This is a genomic window from Sedimenticola sp. (assembly GCF_050289425.1).
In the GTDB taxonomy this organism is placed as follows: Bacteria; Pseudomonadota; Gammaproteobacteria; order Chromatiales; family Chromatiaceae; genus Sedimenticola.
Window position 1 is genome coordinate 36,964 of the sequence record NZ_JBNKFS010000006.1, and the last position, 25,501, is coordinate 62,464.

Here is a 25,501-nt window from a genome sequence, read left to right on the forward strand (position 1 = left end):
AAAAGCCCCATCACTCTGTGCTATATTAACTTGATCTAATATTCAAAACAGACGGACTGCAACAACCCGTCAGCAAAGAGGAAAACAGCATGGCCTTGAGATTGAAGAGCCAGTGGCATAAAGAAGAGTCAGAGCGGACCCTGGCAGAGATTGGAGGCGCAATCGCCTTCAATGCCTGGCGCCTGGGTGTGGATAAGGCGATCAACTTACACAGCAAACAGTTCTCTTACCGCGACGACGCCCAGCGCTTGGCGGTGGTGGCAGAATACCTGATCTTCCAGGCTTTGGCCGTTGAACGAATGCTGTTTGAATCCATCACCGACGAACAGCGTAAAGAGCTGGTGACAGCCCTGGTATTAAAGCTTGCCGATCATTTTGAGGAAAACAGCCGTTCCATGTTAGGTGAAGGCGATTACCGCTCCGGCTTTATCGACAGGTTCAATCAGCGGGCCAGTGAGTACGCCGAATTCGGCTACACCGACGAGGGTCCTACCTATCCTTTCCTGCGCCATCTCGGGTATGAGATCCAACAGGCGATGGGCGAGAGCCAAGTGAACCGCTGGGTAATCGATCAGGTGATGGACAGTGACGCTCCGGAGCTTTTGAAACAACTTACCCGTGTAGTAAAAAATCTTTTCACCTGAATATTCTCTATCCGAATCGGAACCTTCTTACCGATAGAGGGAAGAAAGACTCGACCAAGCCGAGTCCCCGTTCACTGTGCTGCCAGTGGAATCCTGTTATATTGTTCACGTTTACTGATACAAAACATGATCGTTAACAGGGATTATTGTGGGCTCAAGTGCATCGCTGAATTGGCGTTCGTCTGAACTATTAACCGACAACCTTGTCTCTCAAGGCATGTTCCGGTCATCTATTAAAAAAGCCGTGGCCAATCGATTGCTGCTCGGCGGGCTCTCCCTGCTGCTGTGTCAGTCGCCACTCGCCTGGTCCAACGAATCCCTGGCCCTGCCGGACATCGGCAACCCCTCTGGCAATGTCCTTTCACCGGCCGATGAAAAGCGGCTGGGTCGCGCCTTCATGCGCAGTATTCGCAACTCGATGCCCGTCATTCAGGACCCGCTACTGTCGGCCTATATACAGTCATTGGGTGAACAACTGACCCGTGCCAATGCGGATGCAACCGGCAGTTTTGAGTTTTTCCTCATTAGCCAACCCCAGGTTAACGCCTTTGCCGGTCCTGGCGGCCATATAGGGGTGTATACCGGCCTAGTTACCACTACGGAATCGGAAAGTGAGCTGGCATCCGTCATTGCTCATGAGGTGGCACATGTCACCCAAAAGCACCTGGTGAGAACATACGATGCCGTCAATAGCATGTCCCTTCCGGCAGCGGCTGTCGCCATCGCCGCAGTGGTTATCGGCGCAGCTACCAAAAACCCTGATGTAGCCGTGGCGGCGGCAACTGGCATTCAGGCAGGCATGATGCAACGGGAGATTAATTTCACCCGATCTCATGAAGAGGAGGCCGACAGTATCGGCATCAAGACCTTAGCGGCGGCGGGATTTGACCCCACCGCCATGCCGGTATTCTTTTCGCGGATGGGTAAGGCTTCGCGGCTCTACGACAATGGGAAACTGCCTGAATTTTTACGCAGCCACCCGGTCACCAGCAATCGCATTGCCGATGCCTACGGCCGCGCCGACGCCTTCCCCTACAAACAGCGTAGTGATTCACTGGCCTACCATCTCGCCCGGGAACGCCTGCGGGTCATGGCATTCAACGACGCCAAGGAGGGCATTGAGTTTTACAGCAAGGCCCTGGAAGATGGTCGCTACCGGAATGAAGAGGCACAGCATTACGGCTATGCGCTCTCGCTGATGGCCGGTAGACGCTACGACCAGGCGCAGAAAATCATCGCCAAACTCATCGAGCAGCGACCCGATCAGATTGAATACATCGTAGCCAAGGCGGAACTGGATAAACTCTCCGGCCAGCCGGCACAGGGCATTGAGATACTGAAACAGGGGCTTAACGAACACCCGGCCAACTATCCGATCTCCATCTATTACGCCCAGGCACTGCTTGATCTGGGCAGACCGAACGAAGTCAAGCCGCTGTTGGAACCCCTTCTCAGCGGACGACCCGACGATAGCCTGCTGTACAAACTGCTGGCTCAGGCCGCCGGCGACGCCGGAGACAAAACCCAGGGCCACCAATATCTAGCCGAATACTACTACCATACGGGCGCGCTGAAATCGGCCGTTATCCAGCTGGAGATCGCCCTGAAGGACCGGACGTTGGATTACTACCAAAGCGCTAAAATGGCGGCGCGACTGAAAGAGATTCGCGCAGAAAAACAGGACCTTGAGGCGCGCGACCGATAAACCACGCTGTTAGTAATATCCCTATTTCCCATAACAAAGGCATGGGTTATGCTTGGTCCGCCCAGCCGCTTCAGCATGACGGAACGCACGATCCATAATAATGATAATCCGTCTCAGCATCGGCCACGGACATTATCGGAGGTTATACACACAGACCTTTCAATCGAGGTCAGCCAGGAGTGATTTCACGGCACATACACCGCTTATGTAGTCATATCTCTTGCTTATAATTATGCCCCATGGGGTATCAACCAAGCAGCCGATTGAAACATAATCCGACGCCCTCTGGACGTCATTCAGCGGAGGCCGCTTTCACAGCATTGGGCACGGACCGCACTCCCCAGACCCAGATTGATCGGGCATCCGTTGGGCCCTGGCGCCAAACGGATTCCGCCTCTTAACGACAGATACACATCATCCCTCTGTTGAGACAGGAGATTGAAATGAAGACTGATTTAAAACGTCGGATGTTACTGAAAGGTACCGTCGCAAGCAGTGCAATTGGCATCGCGATAGGCGCCGGACTGCTGACCCCGAAAGCGGTCATGGCGGCCTGGCCAAAGGCGGCTTTTACCGCCAAGGATATTCCGGGTGCACTCACTGCTCTGATGGGAGCAGAAAGTGCCGATAAGAGCGGAGAGATCAATATCAAGGCGCCGGACATCGCTGAGAATGGCGCCGTGGTACCGGTTACGGTAGCCTCCACGCTTGCCAACATAGAATCGATTGCCATTATCGCCGCCAACAACCCGGTGCCACTGATTGCCAACTTCAATCTCCAGGAGGGAGCGGAAGGCTTCGTTTCCACCCGCATCAAAATGGGCAAGAGCGGCGACGTAATTGCCGTGGTCAAATCCGGCGGCAAACTCTATAAGACGAGCAAAGAGGTCAAGGTCACCATCGGTGGCTGTGGCGGTTAAGCGCCCGACCTGCCGGGTGTGAACGCCATCCACCCGGATCAATCGCCCTAATTAGAATTTTCGAGGACTGTATTATGGCAAACAACTCCATCAAGATACGCGCCAAACTGAAAGAGGACGTGGTGACCGTCAAGGCACTAATGACTCACCCCATGGAAACCGGCAACCGCAAGGACAGTAAAGGCGAAACCATTCCGGCCCATTTTATCCAGGAGGTTACCTGCACCGCTGCGGGCAAAGAGGTGATCAATGCCCAATGGAGTGGAGGCATTTCCAAAAATCCTTATATCTCATTCAAATTCAAGGGCGCGAAGGAAGGCGATGAATTAACGCTGACCTGGGTGGACAACAAGGGAAAGAGTGAGTCCGCTTCCGTAAAGGTAAGCTAAGTCCCGTTCTACGGGGTGTACAGGGAGGTATGCCCCGGCATACCGGCTTGGCGTCACGGCAAGGATGAGCGTATCACGAACCTCTTGATTCGGGATCATCCAGCACGTCGTCCAGATTCACCACTTCATCATCCAGGTGGGCCAACTCATCTTCAACATCGTCATCCGCCGTCGGCGCCGGATCGGGGGAAAAGACAACGGTTTCATCCATGTCGCTTGGCGCAGGACTGTCGCTCTCCGCCAGATCTTCGGCAGAGAGCTCCAACATATCCAGATCTTGATCCAGTGTCTTCAGCTCATCATTGGCCGTTGCGCTGTCGCCAGCCACCGCCTCATCAACCACCTCTTCCGAGACTGGCACCTGTTCCGGTTCCTCAGAAGAGGGCCGCTGGATAAAATCATCTTCCGCCTCGGCAGCTTCAGGCGTCGCTTCACCAGACACCTCAGGCGTGAGTATCTCGCGCATTTTCTCGCGATCCAGACTCACATCGGCACCACCTGCAAACATCAGGGTATATTCGCTCAACATGTTCCCCATGGTATCCATGGTGAGTTGTAGCTCTTCCGTCAGCCTTTGATTTTCGGCTTTAAGAAGGATCAGCTCCTCGGTGTGCTCCTCTGATACCTCGCCTTCGTCACCGGACTCGCCCTTTTTGGGGATATTTATCGACCGATAAACCTCAACCGAACCCTCATAATCAACGCATAGATTCTGAATCGCCTCCGCATCACGTTTGACAAAGACGTCGATCAGTGTCTGATAAAACATCTTCTCTTCACGGGCGATCTTGTGTACCACCTCTTCCAGGTTGTTATCAGATAACCCATAACGTTCCTGCATAATCTTGCGTGTCTCGGATTCACGTCGACTACTGTCTTCCTTGATTCTTCCAATCAACTTTTTAATCGCGGCACGTTCACGTTGCCGCTTTGAGAAGGCCAGAAAATTAACTACTCCCGTATAGACGACACTCAACAGGAGCACCTCACCTATTACCAGCAGTAGAAATTTACTCACCTCGATCATGGAGCTGATGCCTCCTCAACCGCCTGATCATCTTCCTCGACCAATTGAAACTCGGACGCCTTTTTACGCCGCCGCATGATCAAAATTGCCACGACCACCAGAATAATGAGCAGAATATTGACTCCGCCAAATATGGCCACTTGGAACTTAAAATTATCTTCCTCCGCCATCGGTTCGTGTGGCACAGGTGGTGGAGGCGGAGCCATAACCGGCTCTTCCGCTTTTGGCTTCTTCTCGACAACCGGTTCGGGAGCGGGAGGTACCGCCTTACCCTGCACCGGCAGTGGATCCAGCGTCAGATCCAGATCAGAACCGGAGCGGGTTTTTCCACGTGCAGTCAGTGACAAGGTCCAATCACCAACCAACTCTTGGGGGTTAACGGTGGCTTCCTGCACACCCGTCTCTGTAGCCGGCAGCAGCATCACCGGTTGCTCTTCACCGGTTTGCGAAACCAGACTGGCCTTCAGTTCAAGCGTGTCCAGGTCCACCAGCTCACTATCCGGTTCCAGGCGTACCCGTAATACATCACTTCCCGCGTCACTCCCCTCGATCTTCATCAAAATAGGGTCGGCCAGCTCAAATGTCTGGTGCTGTTCACGCTGAAAAGTTTTGCCTTGAGCCAGAATAACCAGTTCGACTTTGCCGGGCGCCAAATCCTGTCCAACCTGGAGGGTAAAATTGCCATCACCCGCGGCCTTATCGCCATTTTGTCCATCATCGAATATCGGTTGCTCTTCCCCCGGACCATTACTGTCGGTGTGGCCGCTTTTTAGGTTGACCACATCCAGGAAATCCTTACGCGTAATCTGTTTACCCTGATTGGTGAAAGAGACCGTCACCGGCAACATTTCACCCAATACGAATCGGCTTGGCAGTTGCGTGCTACGCATCTTCAGGTCTGTCACCACAATCACCCGGTTATCCGGATCCATCGCGGCCTGAATGCGCCACTCACCCGTCTCCGGATGGGTGATAGTCAACATGTCGTAGCCGATATCCCGATGCCAACTGACGTTTTTCGGAGCGCTCTTCGCTTCAAACTGTTTCCCGGAAGGGGTGATGACCTGGGTCGGCTGGGCGTCCTCTTTGCGGAATACCAGCAGCGTCACCTCTTGGATACTGCTATCCACCAGAAACTTGTTGTCTTTCAGCGGCACTGTATCTGGCCGCCCGACTTTCTCAAATATACGCAGGAATACCCGCTGCAACTGATCGGCACTATTGACCTGCTCATACCAACCACCCGTTTCACGGGACAGGGTCTGCATCAATTCATGGTCGGCACGTTCGGAGAGCGCAATGGTATGCACCTGGACGCCGAGGGATTTCAATTTTGGTAATAATTGCTCAAGGATGCGCTGCCGGGATGCAGCACTCTTTGTCGGATTCTTGCTGATATCGACCATGCCGTCGGTGAGCAACATCAGGTGGCGCTGAAAATGGGTAGGTGGCCCTTCCCAGTCGGCACTGGCCCGTTTAATAACATCTTCGATATTGGTGAACTGGCCCGGCGATGAGATTTTGCCGGCTTCACTGCGCGCCTTTCTTTTCCAGGCAGCATCCACCTCGCCGAGCGGTATCAACATATTGACGTATTGACCAAAGGTCCAGACACCGGCCCTGGCGTCTTCCGGCAACAACCCCACCAGCATACGCAAAGCCGGTCGTCGCAAATTTTGCGGATCGTTCTTCTTCATACTGCCGGATATGTCTATCAGTATCCGGGCATCCGCTTTGTCGCCCTCCTCTGGCGCAGCCTGCACGCTGAAGCTGGCGATGAGCAGTATCCCGACAAATAGTCGCAGCAAACTGTTCTGTACGCTTTTTCTATGCACCATCAATGGTCTCTCACGTCATGGACAGCGACCTGTCCGCCTGCCGTCGATATCAACCTAACCCAGTTTTGTTAACGGCAAACCTGAAACAACACTTTAGGGTTTTGATAAAAAAAGGGGCTCATCTTGTTGAAGATAGCGGAATTTTAGCTAATTTGCACACCCAATTCAGGCCCTTTGTGGTCTTCAAAATGATTGGCCGATCCATGAAGTGACTGAAGTTCCACCCGTTCGGGCAAGGAGAGGGGATATGGTTGTGGTGGAGGGGGGATCGTCACGCCGTTCAGTAATAGGGCGAGATCACCCCTTCCGGCTGGCTGGCAAAACGTTTGTAGCTCCAGAGGTACTGCGCCGGTGCTTGGCGAATACAGACCTCCAAACCGCTGTTGAGTGCGGCGGCGATCACTTCCGGCTCTTCACTGTCTATCCCAGGTGGCGCTTGAAACCAGTGCATGCGATATCCCGCTGCCTTGGGTAACCGCTCGGCAAACCAGAACAGCACCGGTGCACCGGTCTTGCGCGCCAAGCGCCCTACCAGCACCATGGTCAGCGCCGGATGACCAAAAAAGGGGGCATAGACGCCGCCTTGGCGACCCGCCGCCTTGGGCTGCTGATCTGCCAGCAGTGCCATCATCTCGCCCCGCTTAAGCGCCCCATAGAGGGACTTCACACCTTGCGGTGTAGCCGGTACCAGTGTTGCACCGCCCTTACTTCTACCCTGCTTCAGTAACGCATCCAGCCCCTCTTGGCGGGGTGGCCGATAGATGGCGGTTACTTTGGACAGGGAAGTGAGATAGTGCAGCCCCACCTCCCAGTTTCCGAGGTGAGGTCCGACAGCAATGACCCCCTTGCCCTGGGCCAGAGCCGATTCCAACAGCTCGGCCCCTTCACCACACTGCATGCGATCGATCCAGCGACTGGGAGGTGAAGCCCAAACCACTGGCATCTCGACCAACCCCTTGGCGGTTTCTATCAGACTCTCCCGCAGCAAAGCGTTACGCTGTTCCGGGCTCCATTCAGGCAAACAGGTCTCGATATTGATCCGGGCAATGCGCCGCTCCTTGTTGGGAATCCAAAAGGCGAGGCGACCGATTACCACTCCCACACCCTGCGCCACAGCGAGTGGCAATCGGGAAAAAAGGGCTAAAATGAACAGTATAATCTTGTCGCGCATTAGATATATTTATAAAAAGTCCGGATTGTCGGTATTATACCCCGGCGTCAGACGTACCGATATCAAACCAGGAGTAGAGAGATGAGTGAAGTTGAACCGATTGCATTGAATCCGCAACAGGCCTACCAGATGCTGGAAGATGATCCCCGGGCCATCCTGGTGGATATCCGCTCGAGCATGGAGTTTCTGTTTGTCGGTCATGCCAAAGGGGCGGTTCACGTGCCCTGGATTGATGAACCGGACTGGACAGTGAACCCTCATTTTGTCACCGACATTAGAAAACTGGTATTGGGCGGGGCCGTCTGTAGTGAAGATGAAGGCTGCTCGCCGGTCATTTTGATCTGTCGCAGCGGCAAGCGCTCCCACGAAGCGGGCAAGGAGCTGCTCAAGGCCGACTTCCATCGGGTGTTCCACGTCGACGAAGGTTTTGAAGGTGAACTCAACGACCACCACCAACGAAGTTCGATCAATGGCTGGCGATTCCACGGATTGCCCTGGGAGCAGTGCTGAATAACCCAATCGGGGAGTAGCGGCCACGCCACTCCCCGCTTGTATAAAATTTCCCTCCACCAAACCAACCCAGTCCGATAGGCGGCGCTTGCTTCATCGGCTCATCGGTCAGCTGCTTGACACCTCTTCGGCGCCATCCGTGACCCGCGGAACCGGTAACTCATCCAACTCGACCCGCTCAATCTGCCCGAACCGCTTGCTGATCTTGTGTGCCGAGATATTCACATCCTTCACGTCCTCATGGGCTTGTCGGATATGTACCGCCAGCTTATCCATACGCCCCTGGAAGCGGCCAAAGTCCTTCGACAGCAGGTGGAGATGATGCTGGATCAGATGCAACTGCTCCCGGGTATCGGCATCTTTCAACACGGCCCGCGCCGTGGTCAGAATGGCCATCATGGTGGTGGGTGAAACCAACCAGACCCGCTGCCGGTAAGCGATATCGACCAGGTCCGGATAGTGGGCATGAATTTCGGCAAACACCGATTCGGCCGGGATAAACATAACCGCGCCATCGGAGGTCTCACCTGGCAGTATGTATTTGCCCGCGATATCGTCAATATGCTTGCGGATATCCTGGCGGAATTGACTGGCGGCACGACTACGCGCCGATTCAGGGGCCTCGTTATCGGTCATCCGCCGATAGCTTTCCAGGGGGAATTTTGCATCGATGGCGATTTTTCCCGTCGGCTCCGGCAAGAACAACATGCAATCCGCACGGGTCTGATTACTGAGCGTGTACTGCAACGCGTAACTGTTCTCCGGCATCAGATTGGATACCAGTGCACTCAACTGCACCTCACCGAATGCCCCGCGGGAGCGCTTATCCGACAACACCTCTTGCAGGCTCACCACGTTGGATGACAGTTCGGTGATCCGCTTCTGTGCCTCATCGATCCGGGACAGATGCTGCAACACCCGATTGAAGGTTTCGTTGCTCTTTTCAAATCCCTCATTAAGCCGCTGCTCTACCAACCCGCCGATCTCCTTAAGCCGCTGATCGGTGCTTTCGGTTAACTGTGAAACCTGCTTATTCAGGGATTCGGTGGTACGCGACAAACCTTCCAGCAACTGGCGACCGACCGCCTCGAGCCCTTGCGCCAATCCCTCCTGTTGGGCGATTCGCCCTTCGGAGAGACTCTGGGTGAGGCGCTGCTGCAATTGATCGAAACGCTCCGTCAGATCAAGCCGGAGCTTGCCGCTATCCTGGACCAGCACCTGCTGTAGCTCCCCCAACCGCCTCTCCAAAGCCTGGTGGGAGTGGGCCGTCAATCGTTGCAACTGCTGCTGCAGGCGGTGCGCCAGATCCCGCTGCCGGTCCCGATCATCCAGTAGCAACTGAACCAGTTGGCGTCCCTGCTCCTTGACCCGTGATTCAAGCCGTTCCGCCTCGGCGTGCGCCTGCTGTGTCTGCGCCTCAATGCGATCGAACAGTGCGGCTTGCCGCGACCAGACCCGCCACACCGCCACCAGGAGCAGCAACAGCAAGGGCGGCAAAATCAGACCACGATAATTTAACACCTGCTCTATCCATGGACTCATATTCAATCACCTTTCCAAGCGCCACGGCCATCAGGGAATGGCCCTTAGCAGCCAATATTTTTAAATATTTACAGCATGTTACATCAATTCATCAAGTTATCGACACAGCCTACAACAGACGCGGCTCATTGAGTGAGTCCGCATTCAGCGGCGGATTTTTCACCACCGGCTTGCATCTGTTGCCGACAACCGTAAACTTGCGCAGATTCTGCACCGACAAACCGACCACGCTGATGCGCATACACCTGAAAACGCTGGGCTGTCGTCTCAACGAAGCCGAACTGGAAACCTGGTCCCGGGACTTTGAGAGCCGCGGCCACCAGATAACTCCCCATCTGGCCGACGCCGATCTGGTGGTGGTCAACACCTGCGCCGTAACAGGTGAGGCGGTGCGTAAATCACGCAAACTACTGAGTCGTGCGCAACGTCAGAACCCCCATTCGAAACTGGTGGTCAGCGGCTGCTTCGCCACCCTGAACCCGACGGAAAACACCCAATCACTGGGGGTCGATCTGGTGGTGGATAATCGGGACAAAGAGCGGCTGGTTGACATTGCCACCCGTGAACTGAACCTGCACGCCATGCCGGAGCAAGCCACGGCGCCAGGCGAATCCAGCCTGCTCAGCCGGGGACGCCAGCGCGCCTTCATCAAGATTCAGGATGGCTGCCGTTATCAATGCACCTTCTGCATCGTCACCGTAGCCCGGGGTGAAGAGCGCTCACGCTCCATCGATCAGGTGGTTGCAGAAGTTAACGACCGGCACCAGCAAGGTTTCCATGAAGCGGTCCTTTCCGGCGTACACATCGGTGGTTACGGCAGTGATCACGGCAGCGATCTCTATCAATTGATTAAAGCCATCCTGGAGCAGACTGCCATCCCGCGCCTGCGTCTGGGGGCCGTAGAACCCTGGGATCTGCCGGAAAATTTCTGGGAGTTATTCGACAATCCACGTCTCATGCCCCACCTCCATCTGCCGATGCAAAGCGGTTCGGATTCGGTACTCAAGCGCATGGCTCGTCGCTGCAAAAGAGAGGAGTTCCAGCGCCTGGCCGATCAAGCCCGTTGCCGGATACCCGATATCAACCTGACCACGGACATCATCGTTGGTTTCCCCGGAGAGACTGACGATGAGTGGCAACAGACGCTGGACTTCGTTGAACAGATCGGTTTTGGCCATCTGCATATCTTCGCCTACTCCCCTCGACCCGGCACCCGCGCCGCTGAACTGCCCAATCCAGTCCCCCGGGATCGCATCAGACAGCGTAGTGAGACGCTGCATCAGCTGGGAGAAAGGATGAAACGTCAAACCCTGAGTCGTTTTATCGGACGCCGATTCCCGGTACTGATTGAGAGCGCCCCGGAAGACGGCGGATCGGCCAGGGAAGGCTATACACCGAATTTCCTGCGGGTAAAAATCACCCCACCGACTGACTGCAACCTGGAAAACCGGGTGGTGGAAGTCCAACTTCAACGACTCGCCGACTCGGGCGATGCGCTGATCGCCACGCTTGAACAAGAGCTATAAGATCGTCTAACACTACGCGCCAAGGCTGGCGCCAGACACCGCGTGGACTGACCCTCGAAGGTCAGCTGAAACCATTTGCTTTCAATTCAGCCAATAAAAAACGGAGTTCATCGGCAAACAGGTTTTTACCGTCGGTACGCAGACCGAGGCGCCCCCTTTCCAGGCGGAACTCCAGTGCCATCAACAGCGTCTCTTCAGGGTCCCACTGGCCATCCATACAGTCGCTGGAGTCGTGACTGGCATTCACCTCATACAGAGCCATACCTTGACGGAACAGCACAAACGCTTCACCACAAAAGGCATCTCGCGAATAGGAAGCCAGCAACAGCTCGATGCCGGCCAGGCTGTTGTCGTTGAGACTGAAGGCGTGCTTGATTGCATCCACCCCTCCTTCTTCCCAGTCGTTCAGAAACAGCGTTTTTGATTGCATAGCGTATCAGATCGAAAAATCAGCCCACACCGGACAGTGATCGGACGGTTTGTCCATCCCCCTTATATCATAGGCGATTCCCGCGTCGGTGCAGCAGTTTTGTAGTGTCGGGCTGGCTAATATCAGATCGATACGCAAGCCCCGCCTCGGCTCCCGATCAAAACCACGGCTACGATAATCAAACCAGCTAAAGCGGTCCGATATTTCGGGGTATAAAGCGCGGTAAGTATCCGACAGCCCCCACCCCAACAGCTGATCCATCCAGCTCCGCTCTTCAGGGAGAAAACTGCATTTACCACTCTTCAACCAGCGCTTCGCATTTTCATCACCGATGCCGATATCCTGATCCAGTCGCGCAATGTTCATATCACCGATTACCAGCACAGCCTCATCCGCAGAAAAATGCGCTTCAAGGTAGCGCATCAGGTCGGCATAAAAACGTTGTTTGGCGGGAAATTTAACCGGGTGATCACGGCTCTCCCCTTGAGGAAAATAGCCGTTGATCACTTTGATCGATTGGCCGGATGGGGTGGCATATTCACCACAGATGATTCGGCGTTGCGCATCCGGCACATCAAACGGATAACCTTTCTGCACGGACAAGGGCGCCTGTTTTGAAAGCAGCGCCACACCGTAATGGCCCTTCTGACCAAAAAACTGTGCGTGATAGCCCAGTGCCTCAATCATCTCCAGAGGAAATTCAGAATCCTGTACCTTGGTCTCCTGAATACCGATAACGTCTGGATCGTAGCGTTCTTTTAATCTCATCAGTTGATGTTCACGGACACGGATGCCGTTGGTATTGAATGAGACAACTTTCATAGCCACCTTCTCTTGCTGATCAGTCAGTTTGTAAATAGACAGCGCTTAAATCTGCCGCCACAAAACCTTAACACGCTCGCTCCCGCTACACATCCGGTACGATGCCATATGCCGGTTGTTATACTACGGGTTATGGAAATCATCGATACCCATAGCCATCTGGATGACCCCTCATTCGCAAACGACATTGTGGAGGTTCTGGAACGGGCCAATCAAGTCGGGGTAAGTCAATGCGTCGTACCGGCAATCCAGGCGTCGGGCTGGGCGGCGCTACGACAACTCTGCCGGCAGTATCCGCAACTGCAACCGGCCTATGGACTGCATCCAATGTATTTATCTCAACACCGCGAGCAAGATCTGATCGATCTGGCACATTGGCTGAACACCGGCAACCCGGTCGCGGTAGGTGAGTGCGGACTGGATTTTTTCATTCCCGATCCGGATAAAAAACGCCAGCAGTATTTTTTTGAGGCGCAGCTTGAGTTAGCCCACCGATACCGACTACCGGTGATTATTCACGCCCGCAAAGCGGTCGAACAGGTGATCCAGATTTTACGACAGTTTTCCGGTTTGCGCGGTGTACTACACAGTTTTTCGGGTAGCAAACAACAGGCCGAGAGGCTGATAGACCTAGGATTCATGATGAGCTTCGGTGGACCCGCCAGCTACCCTAATGCGCATCGCCTGCATCGACTGATCACCTGGATGCCGATCGATTCACTGCTACTGGAAACCGACTCTCCGGATCAACCGGACGCCACCCACCGGGGCGAGCGAAACGAACCGGCCTACCTGCCCGCTATCCTGCAGGTGATCAGCCGATTAAAAGACGTTCCACCAGCTCAGCTGGCGGAGGCAACCACCCGCAACGCCCGCCGACTATTCAACCTGCCGCCTATTTCAGCCCGCTGAGTATCCGTACCAGATCCATCGAGGCGGTGAAGAAGTCATCCGTTGGATGTTCGTCGCAATAGACCTGAATGCGGCGAAGTGCCCCCTTGATCTCAACCCCCTTCAACACATCCATGCCGGTGGCCAGTGACAGTCCAGTGACCAAGCCGGTCAACCAGTCCTGGTAGTGAATATATTCCGCTATCTGTTCACCCTGCCCATTCTCCCAGCCTTCAAATACCCGGTTATAGTGATCGCAACCTTTTACCCCATAACCCAGAACCTGGGGTATCTGCTGAGCGTGCAATGGCAATACGACCCACAGCAACCCGAACAATATCCACCGCATCTTCACACCAAATCCCTCTCTGTTTTTCGTTGCCCAGACAATAGTCATTATAAATTTATTTTTTCAGCCATAAAAAAATACGATTAAACAATCCGGGATTCTTCCCGTCATATATATTAGTATTTACTTATCCTCTTATGCAGTAACACTGAGGTTTACTACCATGATCTTCGACAACCTGACATTCGTCGCCCTGGCCCTGGTCGCACTGATATCTGTTTTTCTCATCAGCACCAAGAATCGCAGCCGCTGCAAGGACTGTAAGCCCTGCCTCGACTCGACTGAAAAGCGCACAGAGAAATAAGCGCCACGAGATGGTCACCAACGCCCTCCGTCCGCTCAATGAATTGACCAGACGGAGGGAAGTGATCTCTGTTGCATAAAAAACGGCACTCTGCACGCCACACCCGATTCGTCCGTCACAGAAAGTAAAAATTCCCCGACCTGTTTGAAGCGGTTCACGTAACGCTACCTGGGTAAGGTCTAGCTTACAACCTAACAGACCACCAATATCCGCTTACGAGAGAATCGACATGCGCACCCTATACAGACAATTCCGAAACGGCCTGTTCCGGCTGATAGCAACCCTACTATCGCTATACCTGTTTTCACCGCTGGCACAGGGCACCTCCCAGACTGAAACGGAACAAACCACTTGGACGACCAACCGAACCCTGGTAGCCGATGATGGACTTCTCTATTCACTACCCGTTGTCGACCGTCAACAACTATCCAGCGAAATACATACGCTGAGTCAACAGCTGAAACAGCGCCGAGAAGACCTGGCACAGATTATTGAACAGAGCCAATTCACGACAAAAGACGCCCTCATCATTGCCGCGCTGCCGGGTGGTTTTATCTATGCGGCCGTGAAAAAACAGCGTTCACACCAAGCTCAACAAGAGATGAGTCTGGTTGTCAGCCAACTGGATAGCTTAGTGGAGTACGCGCCTCTGCACGGAGGCTTGACGCAACCACGTCTGTTTGCTGCCAGATAAAAGATTCCGATTTTCACAGAAATAGGCGGTATGGCGCGGTCGATCATCCAGGCCGCGCACCAGAAAATAGGCTAGATAACACCCGGGTAAAGACACGGTCCGGCGCTATTCAGCCCACTTCCAAGCCGCTATCCCTCACCCACCTCCACCGCAATATCCCTTTGAATAAAGAGGATGTAATAAAGCTGCCATCCGCTATGCTTAGTCTCACACAAGAATAAATAATAACAAACTGTGGTCGACACTCGAGGGGTGAGGAATGGCAAAAAGGAAGAGCAGCAAATGCGGACTACATCTGGTCAACGTCGATAGGGATTGCGACAGCTGTACACTGCCGCGAAAGTGCATCGGAGCAGGATTGGATCCAAGCCAAACGGACAGCATCACAAACGTCATCCGTAAAAAGGGGCCCTATCAGGCGGGCGAAACCATTTTTAAGATGGAGGATCCCTTCAAATCGATCTTTGCCATACAAGCCGGCTCGGTAAAGATAGAGTCATCGCTGGACGACGGGACACCGCTGGTTCATGGGTTCTATTTCGGTGGAGAATTGATTGGCATCGAGGCGGTGGGCGATGCCCAATATCAAAACGATGCCGTAGCATTGGAGACCACCTGGATCTGCGAATTACCTTTTAACCAGATCGAGACGCTCTGCACCCAGATCCCCGAGCTGCAACACGAAATCCTGGAACTGCTTGGTAAACGCATCCGCTACACCAACCGGACTATCGTCCAGGGACGCTACTTGAGCGCCGACCGGCGTTTTTTGCTGTTCCTCAACGACCTCTATCAGCGCAAGGGCAAAATGACGCCGGAAGGCCACCGTACTGTTACCCTGCCCATGACCAAAGGCGACATCGCGATTCACCTCGGCCTGCGCCCGGAATCCCTCAGCCGGGCACTATCGAAACTGCAGGAAGAGGGGATCATCCGCAATCGGGCGAGGGAGATAGAGATTCTGGGGAGCGAGCAAGAACTTATCTCATGCCTCTGGATATAGACAAGACACTCTAACCACCCGCTGCCGCATCGATAAATACCCACCGCAAGGTTGGATTTAAATGAATCGGCTCAAATCGGGGCACCGGAAACGCAAAACCCGGACACAGGGTCCGGGCTTCGAGTATCAATGGTGGGCCGTGTAGGATTCGAACCTACGACCAATGGATTAAAAATCCACTGCTCTACCGACTGAGCTAACGGCCCGATGAAGCGCGGGATTATACATCACCCGATGACTCAGTCAACGGAAAATCCCCGGTTCATACCGCTTCCAGTTTTCGTAACTGCTCAGGAAGTAGTTTGAGATCCACCAGACCGCTCAACAGCGCCTTGACGAAGCTAGCCTCTTCCTCGTACACCAGCTTGTAATATTGCACCTTCATGGTCAGGGCACTACCCAGGATAATCGCCCCCATTGCCATAAACGATCCCACCGCTAGCGTCGATACGCCGGTCACACCCTGACCGATGGTGCAACCCATGGCCAGGACACCGCCGATGCCCATCAGCACAGCACCCACCATATGATTGATAAAGTCCCGCAGATCGACAAACCACTCAATGCGGAAACTGCGGCTGGCCAATGCGTAAGCCAATGAGCCGAGAATCACGCCAAACAGGGAAGCCACACCAAAGGTGATCAAGCTGGTTTTGGCCGGATTGGCGAGATAGCTTAGCGCCTCGCCCATGGGGTTGATGAAGGTGAAGGATTGGGTACCGGTACTCGGTGGCGGGCTATCCATGAATTCAACCGCTTCCATCCAGGCCGCGCCCATCGGCCCACCGGTGACATACCAACCACCCAGTACCACCAGGCCGACAACCAGTCCACCCGCTATCAGATCCAGACTGGTGCGAAAATCCTTTGAACGGAAAATCACTATCAGCAGAAGCAGTGCCAAAGCCAGGCCCAGATAGAGATTCAGTGCCGCACTATCCGTCATACCCAACGCCGACCCAACCAGCGTGCCGATGCTCTGATCGGAGATATTGAATGCCGCCAGATTGGGACTGAGGGGCAACATCCAACTATGGAATACCACACCATAGAAGTCGGTTTTGGTCATCAGATAAGCCATGATACCGGCAACCAATACCACAAAGACCGACTTCAGATTGCCGCCGCCGATACGGATCAGGTTCTTGTTTCCACAACCCGACGCCAGTGTCATACCGACACCGAACATTAATCCGCCAAGCAGGTAGCGCGGCCAGAAAAAAACGCTGCCACGATAGGGAACCCGGGACGTGGCGGTATCCAGTAGCGACATCGACTGGAGCAGCGCCACCCCGATAATCGCCACCGCCACGGCCAAGAACCAAGCCCGCATTCGACCGGTATCGCCCATATTGACCCAGTCGGACACCGCACCCATGGTGCAAAAATTGGTTTTACTGGCGACGGCACCCAAGATAAAAGCCAGCGCACCGCCCCACACTATCACCTGCGTGGTGATTTCGAGATTCATAAGCTCCTCCCGCTCTGGTTCATATCTAATTATTAGTAAATGATTATAAACGAAGCGAGATTAGCATAGGCCCAAGCGGCCCGCTATCGTGGAAAACATCAATCCATTACGGCATAAGCAGTAAAACCGAGCGGGTATTCAAGGGCCCAGACGGTACCGGGTAGGATCGGTTATCCCAGCACGGCGGAACCCTTCAGCGCGCAGCCGGCAAGAATCGCATCGACCGCAGGCCACACCCTGCGCATCGGCCTGATAACAGGAGATGGTCAATCCGTAATCGACACCGAGCCGGGTGCCGGTCTGGATAATCTCCGCCTTGGTCATCTCGATCAGTGGCGCATGAATGCGAAACGTCTCTCCCTCTACACCGGCTTTGGTGGCCAGATTGGCCAGCCGTTCGAAGGCTTCTATGAAGGCCGGACGGCAGTCCGGATAACCGGAATAATCCACCGCATTCACACCGAGGAACAGATCATGGGCCCCCAGCACTTCGGCCCAGCCCAGCGCCAGGGAGAGAAAGATCGTATTGCGGGCCGGCACATAAGTAACCGGGATCCCCTCCCCTTCCTGTTCCGGAACCGCGATGCCGGGGTCAGTCAACGCCGATCCGCCGAAGGCATCCAGGGCTATCGGGATCACTTTATGCTCCACCACGCCCAGGGCGGAGGCTATGCGACCGGCCGCCTCCAGTTCCACAGCGTGTCGCTGGCCGTAGGCGAGACTTAACGCATAACAGCTGTAACCCTGGTCACGTGCAATCGCGAGTGAAGTGGCGGAATCGAGGCCGCCGGAGAGTAGAATGACTGCTTTTTTCATAACATCCGTTCATCGGGCAAACAGGGATCATTTGCCGGAGACATCCCCCCAAAGATATTTGTGCAACTGAATCTGAAACCGTACCGGTAATCGATCACGCAGAATCCACTCTGCCAGCTCCGTGGCATCCTGCTGCCCCAGCGCGGGAGAAAACAGCACCTCGCAACGATTGGCAAGATCCCACACCCGGAGCTGTTCGCAGGCCCAATCATAATCCGCCGCATCGCAGATGACGAACTTGACCTGATCCTGTGGCTTTAGCAGATCGATATTGTCGAACAGGTTCTTGGTCATCTCCCCGGATCCCGGGGTTTTCAGGTCCATGACGTTGACCACGCGCGGATCGACCCGAGAAATCGATAACGCCCCACTGGTCTCCAGGGAGACCCGGTAACCGGCGTCACACAGCGCCGTCAGCAGCTCCAGGCAGGCTTCCTGGGCCAGCGGCTCACCACCGGTTACGGTAACGTAGCGCGGTGCATAAGCGGCCACCCGCTCCAGAACGGTCGAGAGCGCCATCCACTCCCCCCCCTTAAAGGCGTAGGTGGTATCGCAGTAACCACAGCGCAGGGGGCAACCGGTCAGCCGCACAAATACCGTTGGCAGGCCTACGCTGTTTGATTCGCCCTGTAATGAGTAGAAAATTTCGGTAATGCGCAGTTGCGCCATCAGAAGCAGTCCGCTAGGAGTGAACAGAATATCGGCATAAGCCGCTCACTCCGCCTATTTTAGCAGCGGAACCGAGCCGGCTCAGGATGTATAGAGAAACGCTGTCCGAGTGGAACATGGGTTATGGCAATCATACCCCCCTGACAGTTCACTGTCAGGGGAGAGGATCAATGTCCCTCTGACTGCATCCGGTCAAGCCGCTGGGTAGCCAGGCGGCTGGCGGTTGAACTGGGATAGAGCGTGACCAGGCGCTGTAACAGATCCCGTGCTTCAGCCCACTGTTTTTTCTCATAGTGAATAAAGCTGCTTTTCAACATCGCATCGGGCACCTTACTGCTGTTGGGGTAGCTGCTGATCACCTTCTGAAATGCCGCCAAAGCCACATCAAAATCTCGAGTCACGTAGCTCGCCTCCGCCAGCCAGTACTGGGCGTTATCGGCATAACTGCCGGCCCCGTAAAGGGAAAGGAACGTCTGAAACGCGCTACGAGCCTCATCGTAGCGTCGCTGCATCAACAGGCTGAAAGCCTGCTTGTACTCCCGCTCCTCGGCCACGGTATCAATAGGGGCGGCCAGAGCCGGCTGCGACGTAGGCGCCGCTTCAGCGGGAACAGCACTTGGGGCAGGTGTCGGCGTCGCGTACGCCGTGGCATCCGCTACCGGCGCAGCAGCCGGAGCATCGGCTTGCGTGGCTGAATCTGTCGGTACAACACCCTGAGCAGGCGGGGTCGCCGCCATCGGCGCACTACCGTGTGCCAACTGATTGATGCGCTGATCCACATCCAGATAGAGATCGCGCTGTCGCTTCTTGAGGGCATCCATGGCATGGTTCTGCACCTCGATTTCACCCCGCAACTGCTGCACCTCTCGCTGCAGGGCGTCGACCCGCAGCACCAGATCAGACATGGCGGCCAGTTTACGCTCAAGCAACTCAATCTGGCGTGCCTGGGCCTGCTCAGGGGTCAGTTTTTCCGCCCGCTGTTGCGCCTGTATCGATGTACCTGAAGCAATCAAAAGCAGCCCCAACAACAAGCCAAACTGGTTTTTGGTCACCTTGTTCTCCTAAATTGATGCATTCACAATATCAGCACGGCCTCGTGCTTCATGTTATAAGCCCCTCCCTGGGCAAATACGCTCTCGCACCTCCTTGTGCTTCGCGTTATAAGCCCTTCCCTGGGCAGATACGCTCTCGCACCTCCTTGTGCTTCGCGTTATAAGCCCTTCCCTGGGCAAAATAACCGGCCGGTGAAGGTTGTTATCAGTAGACGAATTCGACCCGGCGGTTGAGTTCCCAGGAGGTCTCACCGGAGCCCGTGGCGGCCGGACGCTCTTCACCATAACTGATGGTGATGATCTGCCCCTCTGCGGCACCCTGAGCCATCAACAGGCGTTTGACACCATTGGCACGCCGTTCACCCAGAGCGATATTATATTCCCGTGACCCGCGCTCATCGGCATGCCCTTCAACGGTAACGGTCACCGAAGGATTGGCGGCCAGATAGTCGCCATGGGCCGCTACCACGTCGCGATAATCGGCGCGCACCTCGTCGATATCGTAATCGAAGTAGATCGTTTTGGTGTAGAGCAGGCTGTTGGGGTTCTCCAACGGGCTTCCACTCCAGGCACCGCCTTCCATCGCACCGGAAGTCTGGGCACCCTCTGCCGCGGCGCCGTCCTGTCCAGCCTCACTGACCGGAGCACCGTCTTTGGCCTCATCACTGCCCGACATCCCGGGCATGCCTGAACAGCCGGCAAGCAGTAGCGACAATGCCAGTATCGGGGCGAATTTGCGCATACTCAGTTTCATGGGTATCTCCTGTTGGTTTTTGTGTAAGGTGACCAGACCGGTTCCCGGACATCCCCCTCCTGGAGGGCAAGCCGTTGCCGGATACGGCCATCCACCGAGACGGCGGCAAGTTCGCCCTTGCCGTTAATCTTGGTGGCGTAAATGATCATGCTGCCGTTAGGGGCAAAACTTGGCGACTCATCCAACCGGCCATCACTCAACACCTGCAAGGCGTTATTGGCAAGCGTCAGTACCGCTATTCGGAAGTCGCCCCCCTGCCGGGTTACCAAAGTCAGGGACTCACCGTCCGGGGCATAAGAAGCACGGGCATTGTAACTACCCTCGAACGTGACCCGGGTGACCTTACCACCGAATGCCGGCACCCGGTAGATCTGCGGTTTACCGCCCCGATCCGAGGTAAATATCAGATAACGACCGTCTGGCGACCAGGACGGCTCGGTATCGATCGCATAGTGGTTGGTCAATCGGTTCAGACTGTTGGTATTAATATTCAGCACATAGATCTCAGGATTGCCATCCTGCGACAGCGTGAGAGCCAGTTTCCTGCCATCGGGCGACCAAGCCGGGGCACCATTGATACCCTTGAATGAAGCGACCTTTTTACGCCGGCCGGTAAACACCTCCTGGACATAGATAGAGGCTTTCTTCTGTTCGAAAGAGACATAAGCCAGCCGCCGGCCATCCGGCGCCCAGGCGGGAGACATCAGCGGCTCGGATGAGGTGACAATGGTTTGGGGATCGAAGCCGTCGGCATCCGCCACCTTGAGGGAGACCTCTTGGGAACCATCCGCCTTGTTGCTGGAGACCACATAGGCGATGCGGGTATCGAAGGCGCCCGGTTGCCCGGTCAGCTTTTCATAAATGATATCGGCGATCCGGTGAGCGGTGGAACGCAGGTCGCGGCTGGTAGTGGGGAAATTGTAGCCGGTCAGCTGCTCACCTTTGAACACATCGAACAGCTGGAAACGAACCAGGAAACCGCCCTGTCCGTTGGGCCGCACTTGCCCCACCACCAGGTTATCCATGCCGAGTACTTTCCAGTCACGGAACTCCACATCGGCGTCCGACTGGGGACGGGCCAGCATATCCTTCACCGGCAGGGCGGAGAACCGACCGCTACGCTGCAGGTCATTACGCACAATTTCCGCGATAGCGCTGCCGACATCGCTGGCACCGGGACCGGACCAGCCGAACGGCACCACCGCGATGGGCAGCGCCCCTTCGGCACCCTCGGTGATCTCGATGGTGAGCGGTGCCGTACTGGCCGTGGCGGCCCAGCAAAACAGTAGAATCAAACTCGCAAATCTTTTCATCATGGTCATTTCTTGTTTGGATCGAATTCAAAATTGATATCCCGGAACTGCTCGAACAGAGTACCGCCGGGTACCGGTAACGGATCCGCTTTCAATACGGCCGCCTCGGCCGAACGATCGAAGGCGCCGTTGCCACTGCCTTTAATCACGCTGACTGCCAAGACACTGCCGCCAGGGGCTAACCGCACCCGCAAGGTACACTTCAAGCCGTCACTGATGCCGGCCGGACGCAACCAGGAGCGAACCACCTTTTGTGAAATCTGGATGATATAGCGATCCCGTTCGCGGGCGTTGTGTTCCGCTTCCATCGCCGCCAGCAGCTCCGCTTCCCGCGCCTTTTGGGCCGCTTCCGCCTGCCGTTTCGCCTCTTCCGCCTTACGTTTCTTCTCCGCCTCAGCCTTGAGGCGAGCCTCCTCCGCCTTGCGTCTCTTTTCCGCTTCGGCTTTGCGCTTCTTTGCTTCTGCCGCCTTTTTGGCTGCCGCCTCTTCGCGCTTCTTCTGTTCCGCGATCCGTTTTGTCTCGGCCTCCTTACGCGCCTGCTCTTCGGCCTGCTGTTTGGCCTCGGCCGCTTTTTGTGCCTTTTCAGCCTGCAGACGCTGCTGCTCAGCGGTTTTTTTGCGGCGCTCCTCTTCCAGTCGCTGTTTTTTGGCCTCTTCCCGCTTACGGTCCTCAACCTGACGCTGCTTCTCGAGTTCAGCCAGACGCTGCCGTTCCTGTGTCTGCTTGCGCTTCAACTCGGCCAGCCGCTGCTCCTCCTTTTCCCGGGCGGTACGCTTGGCTTCCGCCTGACGCGCGTCATCCTCTTTCAGCCGCTGCACCTGCTCCCGCACCTTGGCTTCATCGATCACTCGGGCCTGCACCACCTGGATGGTGGATTTTGGCTGTTCCGGCGGATTCAGCCAATCAACGCCGAAAACCAGCAGCAGGATAATCACCAGATGCATCAATACAGCGATGGCCGCCGCCAATGGATTGCGTTTGAGAATCTGCAGCATGCGGATTTATCGCTCCGGCGTCTCGGTGATCAGGCCGACGTTGGGCGCGCCGGCGCGCTGAACCAGGACCATCGCCTCCACCACCCGGCCATAATCGACATTCCGGTCGCCCTTGACCATGATCGGCGTTTTCGGCTTGTAGGCCAGTACCGCCGCCACCCGGGTGACCAGCGTATCGGGATCCACCGGCTGATCCTTGCCTTCGCCCACATCAATGAACATCTCTCCCCGACTGTTGACCGACACGACCACCGGATCGTCGACCTCGGCCGGCAGAGGTTCCGCATCCGCCTGGGGCAGGTCAACCTTCACCCCTTGGGTCAGCAACGGAGCGGTGATCATGAAAATCACCAGCAGCACCAACATCACGTCGATGTAGGGCACCACATTGATCTCCGCCATCGGTCGACGGCTCTTCTTCTGCCGGCTCATCGCCCCTCTCTCCTGGCACGACCGGACTCAGACATGGGCCTGGCGCTGCAGAATGGTGGTGAACTCATCGAGGAAATCCTCATAACGCCCGTTCAACCGTTCCACATCATTGGAGTAACGGTTGTAGGCGACCACGGCCGGAATGGCGGCAAACAGACCCATGGCGGTGGCGATCAGCGCCTCGGCGATACCGGGAGCCACCAGCGACAGGGTCGCCTGTTTGACGCTACCGAGGGCGTGAAACGAATTCATGATGCCCCAAACGGTGCCAAACAGACCGACATAGGGGCTGGTGGAGCCGACCGTGGCGAGAAACGACAGGTTGCTCTCCAGACCGTCCATCTCCCGATTCATCGCCACATGCATGGTACGGCGCGCTCCCTCTACCACGGCCATCGGTTCGATATCCGGATTCTTTTTCAGCCGCGCGAACTCGCGAAATCCGGCATGAAAAATGGTCGCCATGCCCGTGGCATCGCCATTTTCCCGATCCAGCTCCCGATAAAGTTCGCCCAGATCCCCACCAGACCAGAAGCGCCGCTCAAATGCCTCGGCGGCACGGCGGGCCCGCTTCAGAACCCGCGCCCGATCAAAAATCATGGTCCAGGAGATGACCGAGGCCAGCATCAATGCCGCCATCACCAACTGCACAAGCGGACTGGCGCCCGCCACCAGGGAGATAAAAGAGAGATCAGATGACATTATCCAGAGACCACCGATAGAAGAGCATGGGGAATAGGGACGGGGCGAAAGCTGTCCGCATCGAGACAGGCGATCTTCACTTCAGCATCGCATAACAGCCTGTTGTCGACGGTCGTTCTGATTTCCTGCCGGAACACCAAACTCGCCCTTCCCCTTGAAATAAGTTGTACGCTTACCTGCAGCGCATCATTGAAACGGGCCGGCGACCTGAAGTCGATACCGACCTGGCGCACCGCGAACAGAACACCCTCTTTTTGCCGAAGTTCATCCTGTTCAAATCCCAGACTGCGCAGCCATTCGGTACGTCCGCGCTCCATGAATTTCAGGTAGTTGGCATAGTAAACCACACCACCGGAATCCGTATCTTCGTAGTAGACCCTTACCGGCCAGAGAAATTCCTTCATGCCTGTCACAATTCGATAGAAATCCGTAATTTTTTATCTGTTTTGAGTGGATGGGCACCCACTTCTCCGGCAACCGTACCCCCCATTCAGAACAGCGTGCCGGTATCTCCCGCCTCCGGCATCTCATTCTTTGGCTCCAGGCCAAAGTGAAGGTAGGCGGCGTTGGTCGCCACCCGACCCCGAGGGGTGCGCATCATAAAGCCCTGCTGGATCAGATAGGGCTCCAATACATCTTCGATAGTGCCACGCTCTTCGCCGATGGCCGCCGCCAGGCTATCCACCCCGACCGGTCCGCCGTCGAATTTACTGATGATCGCGCTCAGCAGCTTGCGGTCCATAATATCAAAACCGTTGCCATCCACCTTCAGCATGCTCAGGGCGCTATCGGCCACTTCGCTGGTCACCTTGCCCTGCGCCTTCACCTGGGCAAAATCCCGCACCCGGCGCAACAAACGGTTGGCGATACGGGGCGTCCCCCGGGAGCGACGGGCGATCTCCGCGGCACCTGCGGCATCCGTTTCGATGTTCAATATACCGGCGGAACGGCTCACGATATGGGTCAGGTCGGCATTGGAGTAAAACTCCAGCCGCTGCACGATGCCAAAACGATCCCGCAACGGCGAGGTAAGCAGGCCGGCACGGGTGGTAGCGCCGATCAGGGTAAAGGGCGGCAGCTCCAGTTTGATCGAGCGGGCGGCTGGACCTTCGCCGATCATGATATCCAGTTGGTAATCCTCCAGGGCCGGATAGAGCACCTCTTCCACTACCGGGCTGAGACGATGGATTTCGTCCACAAACAGCACGTCGTGGGGCTCGAGATTGGTCAACAGGGCGGCCAGGTCTCCCGGCTTCTCCAGCACCGGCCCCGATGTCTGGCGCAGGTTCACCCCCATCTCATTGGCGATGATATGGGCCAAAGTGGTCTTCCCCAGACCCGGCGGCCCGAAGATCAGCACATGATCGAGCGCTTCAGCCCGCGCCTTGGCCGCCTCAATGAAGATCTCCATCTGCTCCCGCACCACCGGCTGACCGACATAATCCGCCAATAGCCGGGGCCGGATGGCACGATCCAGGGCGGCATCATCCGCCCCCGCTTCGGCACTGATTATCCGTACATTCTCGTTCATA

The 25,501-nt window shown here is 55.7% G+C and carries 28 protein-coding genes and 1 tRNA gene; 10 read left to right on the top strand and 19 right to left on the bottom strand.

Translation table 11 applies throughout. The features are described 5' to 3' along the window. Positions 1-89: 89 nt before the first annotated feature. The 4 genes from ACQY5R_RS05585 (at position 90) to soxZ (ending at position 3,658) form a co-directional block, all read left to right on the top strand. Entirely contained in the window at positions 90-644 is a 555-nt protein-coding gene (locus tag ACQY5R_RS05585; RefSeq protein ID WP_428605575.1) for a hypothetical protein, read from the top strand. 244 nt (positions 645-888) lie between these two features. Then, positions 889-2,349 carry a M48 family metalloprotease gene (locus ACQY5R_RS05590; RefSeq protein ID WP_428605578.1) on the top strand — a complete coding sequence of 487 codons (1,461 nt, stop codon included), beginning with the start codon at positions 889-891 and terminating at the stop codon, positions 2,347-2,349. A gap of 443 nt (positions 2,350-2,792) precedes the next feature. Further along, a complete protein-coding gene (gene soxY / locus ACQY5R_RS05595) occupies positions 2,793-3,269 on the top strand; it encodes a thiosulfate oxidation carrier protein SoxY (RefSeq protein WP_428605581.1) in 477 nt (158 codons plus the stop codon). A gap of 74 nt (positions 3,270-3,343) precedes the next feature. After that, positions 3,344-3,658 carry a thiosulfate oxidation carrier complex protein SoxZ gene (gene soxZ / locus ACQY5R_RS05600; RefSeq protein ID WP_428605583.1) on the top strand — a complete coding sequence of 105 codons (315 nt, stop codon included), beginning with the start codon at positions 3,344-3,346 and terminating at the stop codon, positions 3,656-3,658. 73 nt (positions 3,659-3,731) lie between these two features. Here soxZ and ACQY5R_RS05605 read toward each other — a convergent pair whose 3' ends face one another. The 3 genes from ACQY5R_RS05605 to ACQY5R_RS05615 form a co-directional block, all read right to left on the bottom strand. Continuing rightward, on the bottom strand, positions 3,732-4,685 hold the full coding sequence (locus tag ACQY5R_RS05605; RefSeq protein ID WP_428605586.1) for a hypothetical protein: 954 nt from the start codon (positions 4,683-4,685) through the stop codon (positions 3,732-3,734). Further along, on the bottom strand, positions 4,682-6,523 hold the full coding sequence (locus tag ACQY5R_RS05610; protein ID WP_428605589.1) for a vWA domain-containing protein: 1,842 nt from the start codon (positions 6,521-6,523) through the stop codon (positions 4,682-4,684). Before ACQY5R_RS05610 ends, ACQY5R_RS05605 begins: the two co-directional genes overlap by 4 nt. A 280-nt stretch (positions 6,524-6,803) precedes the next feature. Next, entirely contained in the window at positions 6,804-7,694 is an 891-nt protein-coding gene (locus ACQY5R_RS05615; protein ID WP_428605591.1) for a lysophospholipid acyltransferase family protein, read from the bottom strand. Between the two features lie 81 nt (positions 7,695-7,775). On the opposite strand from ACQY5R_RS05615, the gene ACQY5R_RS05620 reads away from it, so the two are divergent. Further along, positions 7,776-8,204: a rhodanese-like domain-containing protein gene (locus ACQY5R_RS05620; protein WP_428605594.1), complete on the top strand. Its 429-nt coding sequence runs from the start codon at positions 7,776-7,778 to the stop codon at positions 8,202-8,204. Positions 8,205-8,312: 108 nt separating this feature from the next. On the opposite strand, the gene rmuC is transcribed toward ACQY5R_RS05620, so the two are convergent. Then, entirely contained in the window at positions 8,313-9,746 is a 1,434-nt protein-coding gene (gene rmuC, locus ACQY5R_RS05625; RefSeq protein ID WP_428605597.1) for a DNA recombination protein RmuC, read from the bottom strand. Between the two features lie 128 nt (positions 9,747-9,874). Between rmuC and mtaB the strand changes: the two genes are divergently transcribed. Then, positions 9,875-11,272 (top strand): tRNA (N(6)-L-threonylcarbamoyladenosine(37)-C(2))-methylthiotransferase MtaB, encoded by a 1,398-nt coding sequence (gene mtaB / locus ACQY5R_RS05630; protein ID WP_428605600.1) that lies wholly within the window; start codon positions 9,875-9,877, stop codon positions 11,270-11,272. Positions 11,273-11,333: 61 nt separating this feature from the next. On the opposite strand, the gene ACQY5R_RS05635 is transcribed toward mtaB, so the two are convergent. Both ACQY5R_RS05635 and xthA read right to left on the bottom strand, forming a co-directional pair. Then, positions 11,334-11,702 carry a hypothetical protein gene (locus ACQY5R_RS05635; RefSeq protein ID WP_428605603.1) on the bottom strand — a complete coding sequence of 123 codons (369 nt, stop codon included), beginning with the start codon at positions 11,700-11,702 and terminating at the stop codon, positions 11,334-11,336. A 6-nt stretch (positions 11,703-11,708) separates the two neighbouring features. Further along, a complete protein-coding gene (gene xthA, locus ACQY5R_RS05640; protein ID WP_428605605.1) occupies positions 11,709-12,524 on the bottom strand; it encodes an exodeoxyribonuclease III in 816 nt (271 codons plus the stop codon). Positions 12,525-12,632: 108 nt separating this feature from the next. Here xthA and ACQY5R_RS05645 point away from each other — a divergent pair, with 108 nt between their 5' ends. Beyond that, a complete protein-coding gene (locus tag ACQY5R_RS05645) occupies positions 12,633-13,436 on the top strand; it encodes a TatD family hydrolase (RefSeq protein WP_428605607.1) in 804 nt (267 codons plus the stop codon). Here the strand turns inward: ACQY5R_RS05645 and ACQY5R_RS05650 are convergent. After that, positions 13,420-13,764: a hypothetical protein gene (locus ACQY5R_RS05650; RefSeq protein WP_428605609.1), complete on the bottom strand. Its 345-nt coding sequence runs from the start codon at positions 13,762-13,764 to the stop codon at positions 13,420-13,422. The two genes, ACQY5R_RS05645 and ACQY5R_RS05650, sit on opposite strands and share 17 nt — an antisense overlap. Before the next feature lie 163 nt (positions 13,765-13,927). Here ACQY5R_RS05650 and ACQY5R_RS05655 point away from each other — a divergent pair, with 163 nt between their 5' ends. The 3 genes from ACQY5R_RS05655 (at position 13,928) to ACQY5R_RS05665 (ending at position 15,765) form a co-directional block, all read left to right on the top strand. After that, positions 13,928-14,068, top strand: a complete 141-nt coding sequence (locus ACQY5R_RS05655; RefSeq protein WP_428605611.1) for a hypothetical protein — start codon at positions 13,928-13,930, stop codon at positions 14,066-14,068. A gap of 229 nt (positions 14,069-14,297) precedes the next feature. Then, on the top strand, positions 14,298-14,762 hold the full coding sequence (locus ACQY5R_RS05660; RefSeq protein ID WP_428605613.1) for a hypothetical protein: 465 nt from the start codon (positions 14,298-14,300) through the stop codon (positions 14,760-14,762). A gap of 259 nt (positions 14,763-15,021) precedes the next feature. Beyond that, positions 15,022-15,765 carry a Crp/Fnr family transcriptional regulator gene (locus tag ACQY5R_RS05665; RefSeq protein WP_428605615.1) on the top strand — a complete coding sequence of 248 codons (744 nt, stop codon included), beginning with the start codon at positions 15,022-15,024 and terminating at the stop codon, positions 15,763-15,765. Positions 15,766-15,895: 130 nt separating this feature from the next. Here the strand turns inward: ACQY5R_RS05665 and ACQY5R_RS05670 are convergent. The 12 genes from ACQY5R_RS05670 to ruvB all read right to left on the bottom strand — a co-directional run bounded on the left by ACQY5R_RS05670 (position 15,896) and on the right by ruvB (position 25,500). Further along, positions 15,896-15,971: transfer RNA gene (locus ACQY5R_RS05670), tRNA-Lys, on the bottom strand. Between the two features lie 56 nt (positions 15,972-16,027). Beyond that, positions 16,028-17,236 (bottom strand): YeeE/YedE family protein, encoded by a 1,209-nt coding sequence (locus ACQY5R_RS05675; protein ID WP_428605618.1) that lies wholly within the window; start codon positions 17,234-17,236, stop codon positions 16,028-16,030. A 138-nt stretch (positions 17,237-17,374) separates the two neighbouring features. Beyond that, complete coding sequence (queC, locus tag ACQY5R_RS05680; protein WP_428605621.1) at positions 17,375-18,052, bottom strand: 7-cyano-7-deazaguanine synthase QueC; 678 nt, start codon at positions 18,050-18,052, stop codon at positions 17,375-17,377. Positions 18,053-18,079: 27 nt separating this feature from the next. Then, the gene (gene queE, locus ACQY5R_RS05685) at positions 18,080-18,721 is read right to left on the bottom strand and encodes a 7-carboxy-7-deazaguanine synthase QueE (protein WP_428605624.1); all 642 of its coding nucleotides are present in this window, start codon (positions 18,719-18,721) and stop codon (positions 18,080-18,082) included. Between the two features lie 167 nt (positions 18,722-18,888). Then, positions 18,889-19,773: a tol-pal system protein YbgF gene (gene ybgF, locus ACQY5R_RS05690; protein ID WP_428605626.1), complete on the bottom strand. Its 885-nt coding sequence runs from the start codon at positions 19,771-19,773 to the stop codon at positions 18,889-18,891. Between the two features lie 205 nt (positions 19,774-19,978). Further along, positions 19,979-20,527: a peptidoglycan-associated lipoprotein Pal gene (pal, locus tag ACQY5R_RS05695; RefSeq protein ID WP_428605629.1), complete on the bottom strand. Its 549-nt coding sequence runs from the start codon at positions 20,525-20,527 to the stop codon at positions 19,979-19,981. After that, positions 20,524-21,843 carry a Tol-Pal system beta propeller repeat protein TolB gene (gene tolB / locus ACQY5R_RS05700; RefSeq protein ID WP_428605631.1) on the bottom strand — a complete coding sequence of 440 codons (1,320 nt, stop codon included), beginning with the start codon at positions 21,841-21,843 and terminating at the stop codon, positions 20,524-20,526. Before tolB ends, pal begins: the two co-directional genes overlap by 4 nt. A gap of 2 nt (positions 21,844-21,845) precedes the next feature. Continuing rightward, positions 21,846-22,835: a cell envelope integrity protein TolA gene (gene tolA / locus ACQY5R_RS05705; RefSeq protein WP_428605634.1), complete on the bottom strand. Its 990-nt coding sequence runs from the start codon at positions 22,833-22,835 to the stop codon at positions 21,846-21,848. A gap of 6 nt (positions 22,836-22,841) precedes the next feature. Further along, the gene (gene tolR / locus ACQY5R_RS05710; protein ID WP_428605637.1) at positions 22,842-23,267 is read right to left on the bottom strand and encodes a protein TolR; all 426 of its coding nucleotides are present in this window, start codon (positions 23,265-23,267) and stop codon (positions 22,842-22,844) included. A 27-nt stretch (positions 23,268-23,294) separates the two neighbouring features. Next, the gene (tolQ, locus tag ACQY5R_RS05715; RefSeq protein WP_428605639.1) at positions 23,295-23,969 is read right to left on the bottom strand and encodes a protein TolQ; all 675 of its coding nucleotides are present in this window, start codon (positions 23,967-23,969) and stop codon (positions 23,295-23,297) included. After that, positions 23,969-24,373: a tol-pal system-associated acyl-CoA thioesterase gene (gene ybgC / locus ACQY5R_RS05720; RefSeq protein ID WP_428605641.1), complete on the bottom strand. Its 405-nt coding sequence runs from the start codon at positions 24,371-24,373 to the stop codon at positions 23,969-23,971. The genes tolQ and ybgC overlap by 1 nt, the downstream gene beginning before the upstream one ends. A gap of 86 nt (positions 24,374-24,459) precedes the next feature. Further along, positions 24,460-25,500: a Holliday junction branch migration DNA helicase RuvB gene (ruvB, locus tag ACQY5R_RS05725; protein WP_428605644.1), complete on the bottom strand. Its 1,041-nt coding sequence runs from the start codon at positions 25,498-25,500 to the stop codon at positions 24,460-24,462. Position 25,501 lies beyond the last annotated feature (1 nt).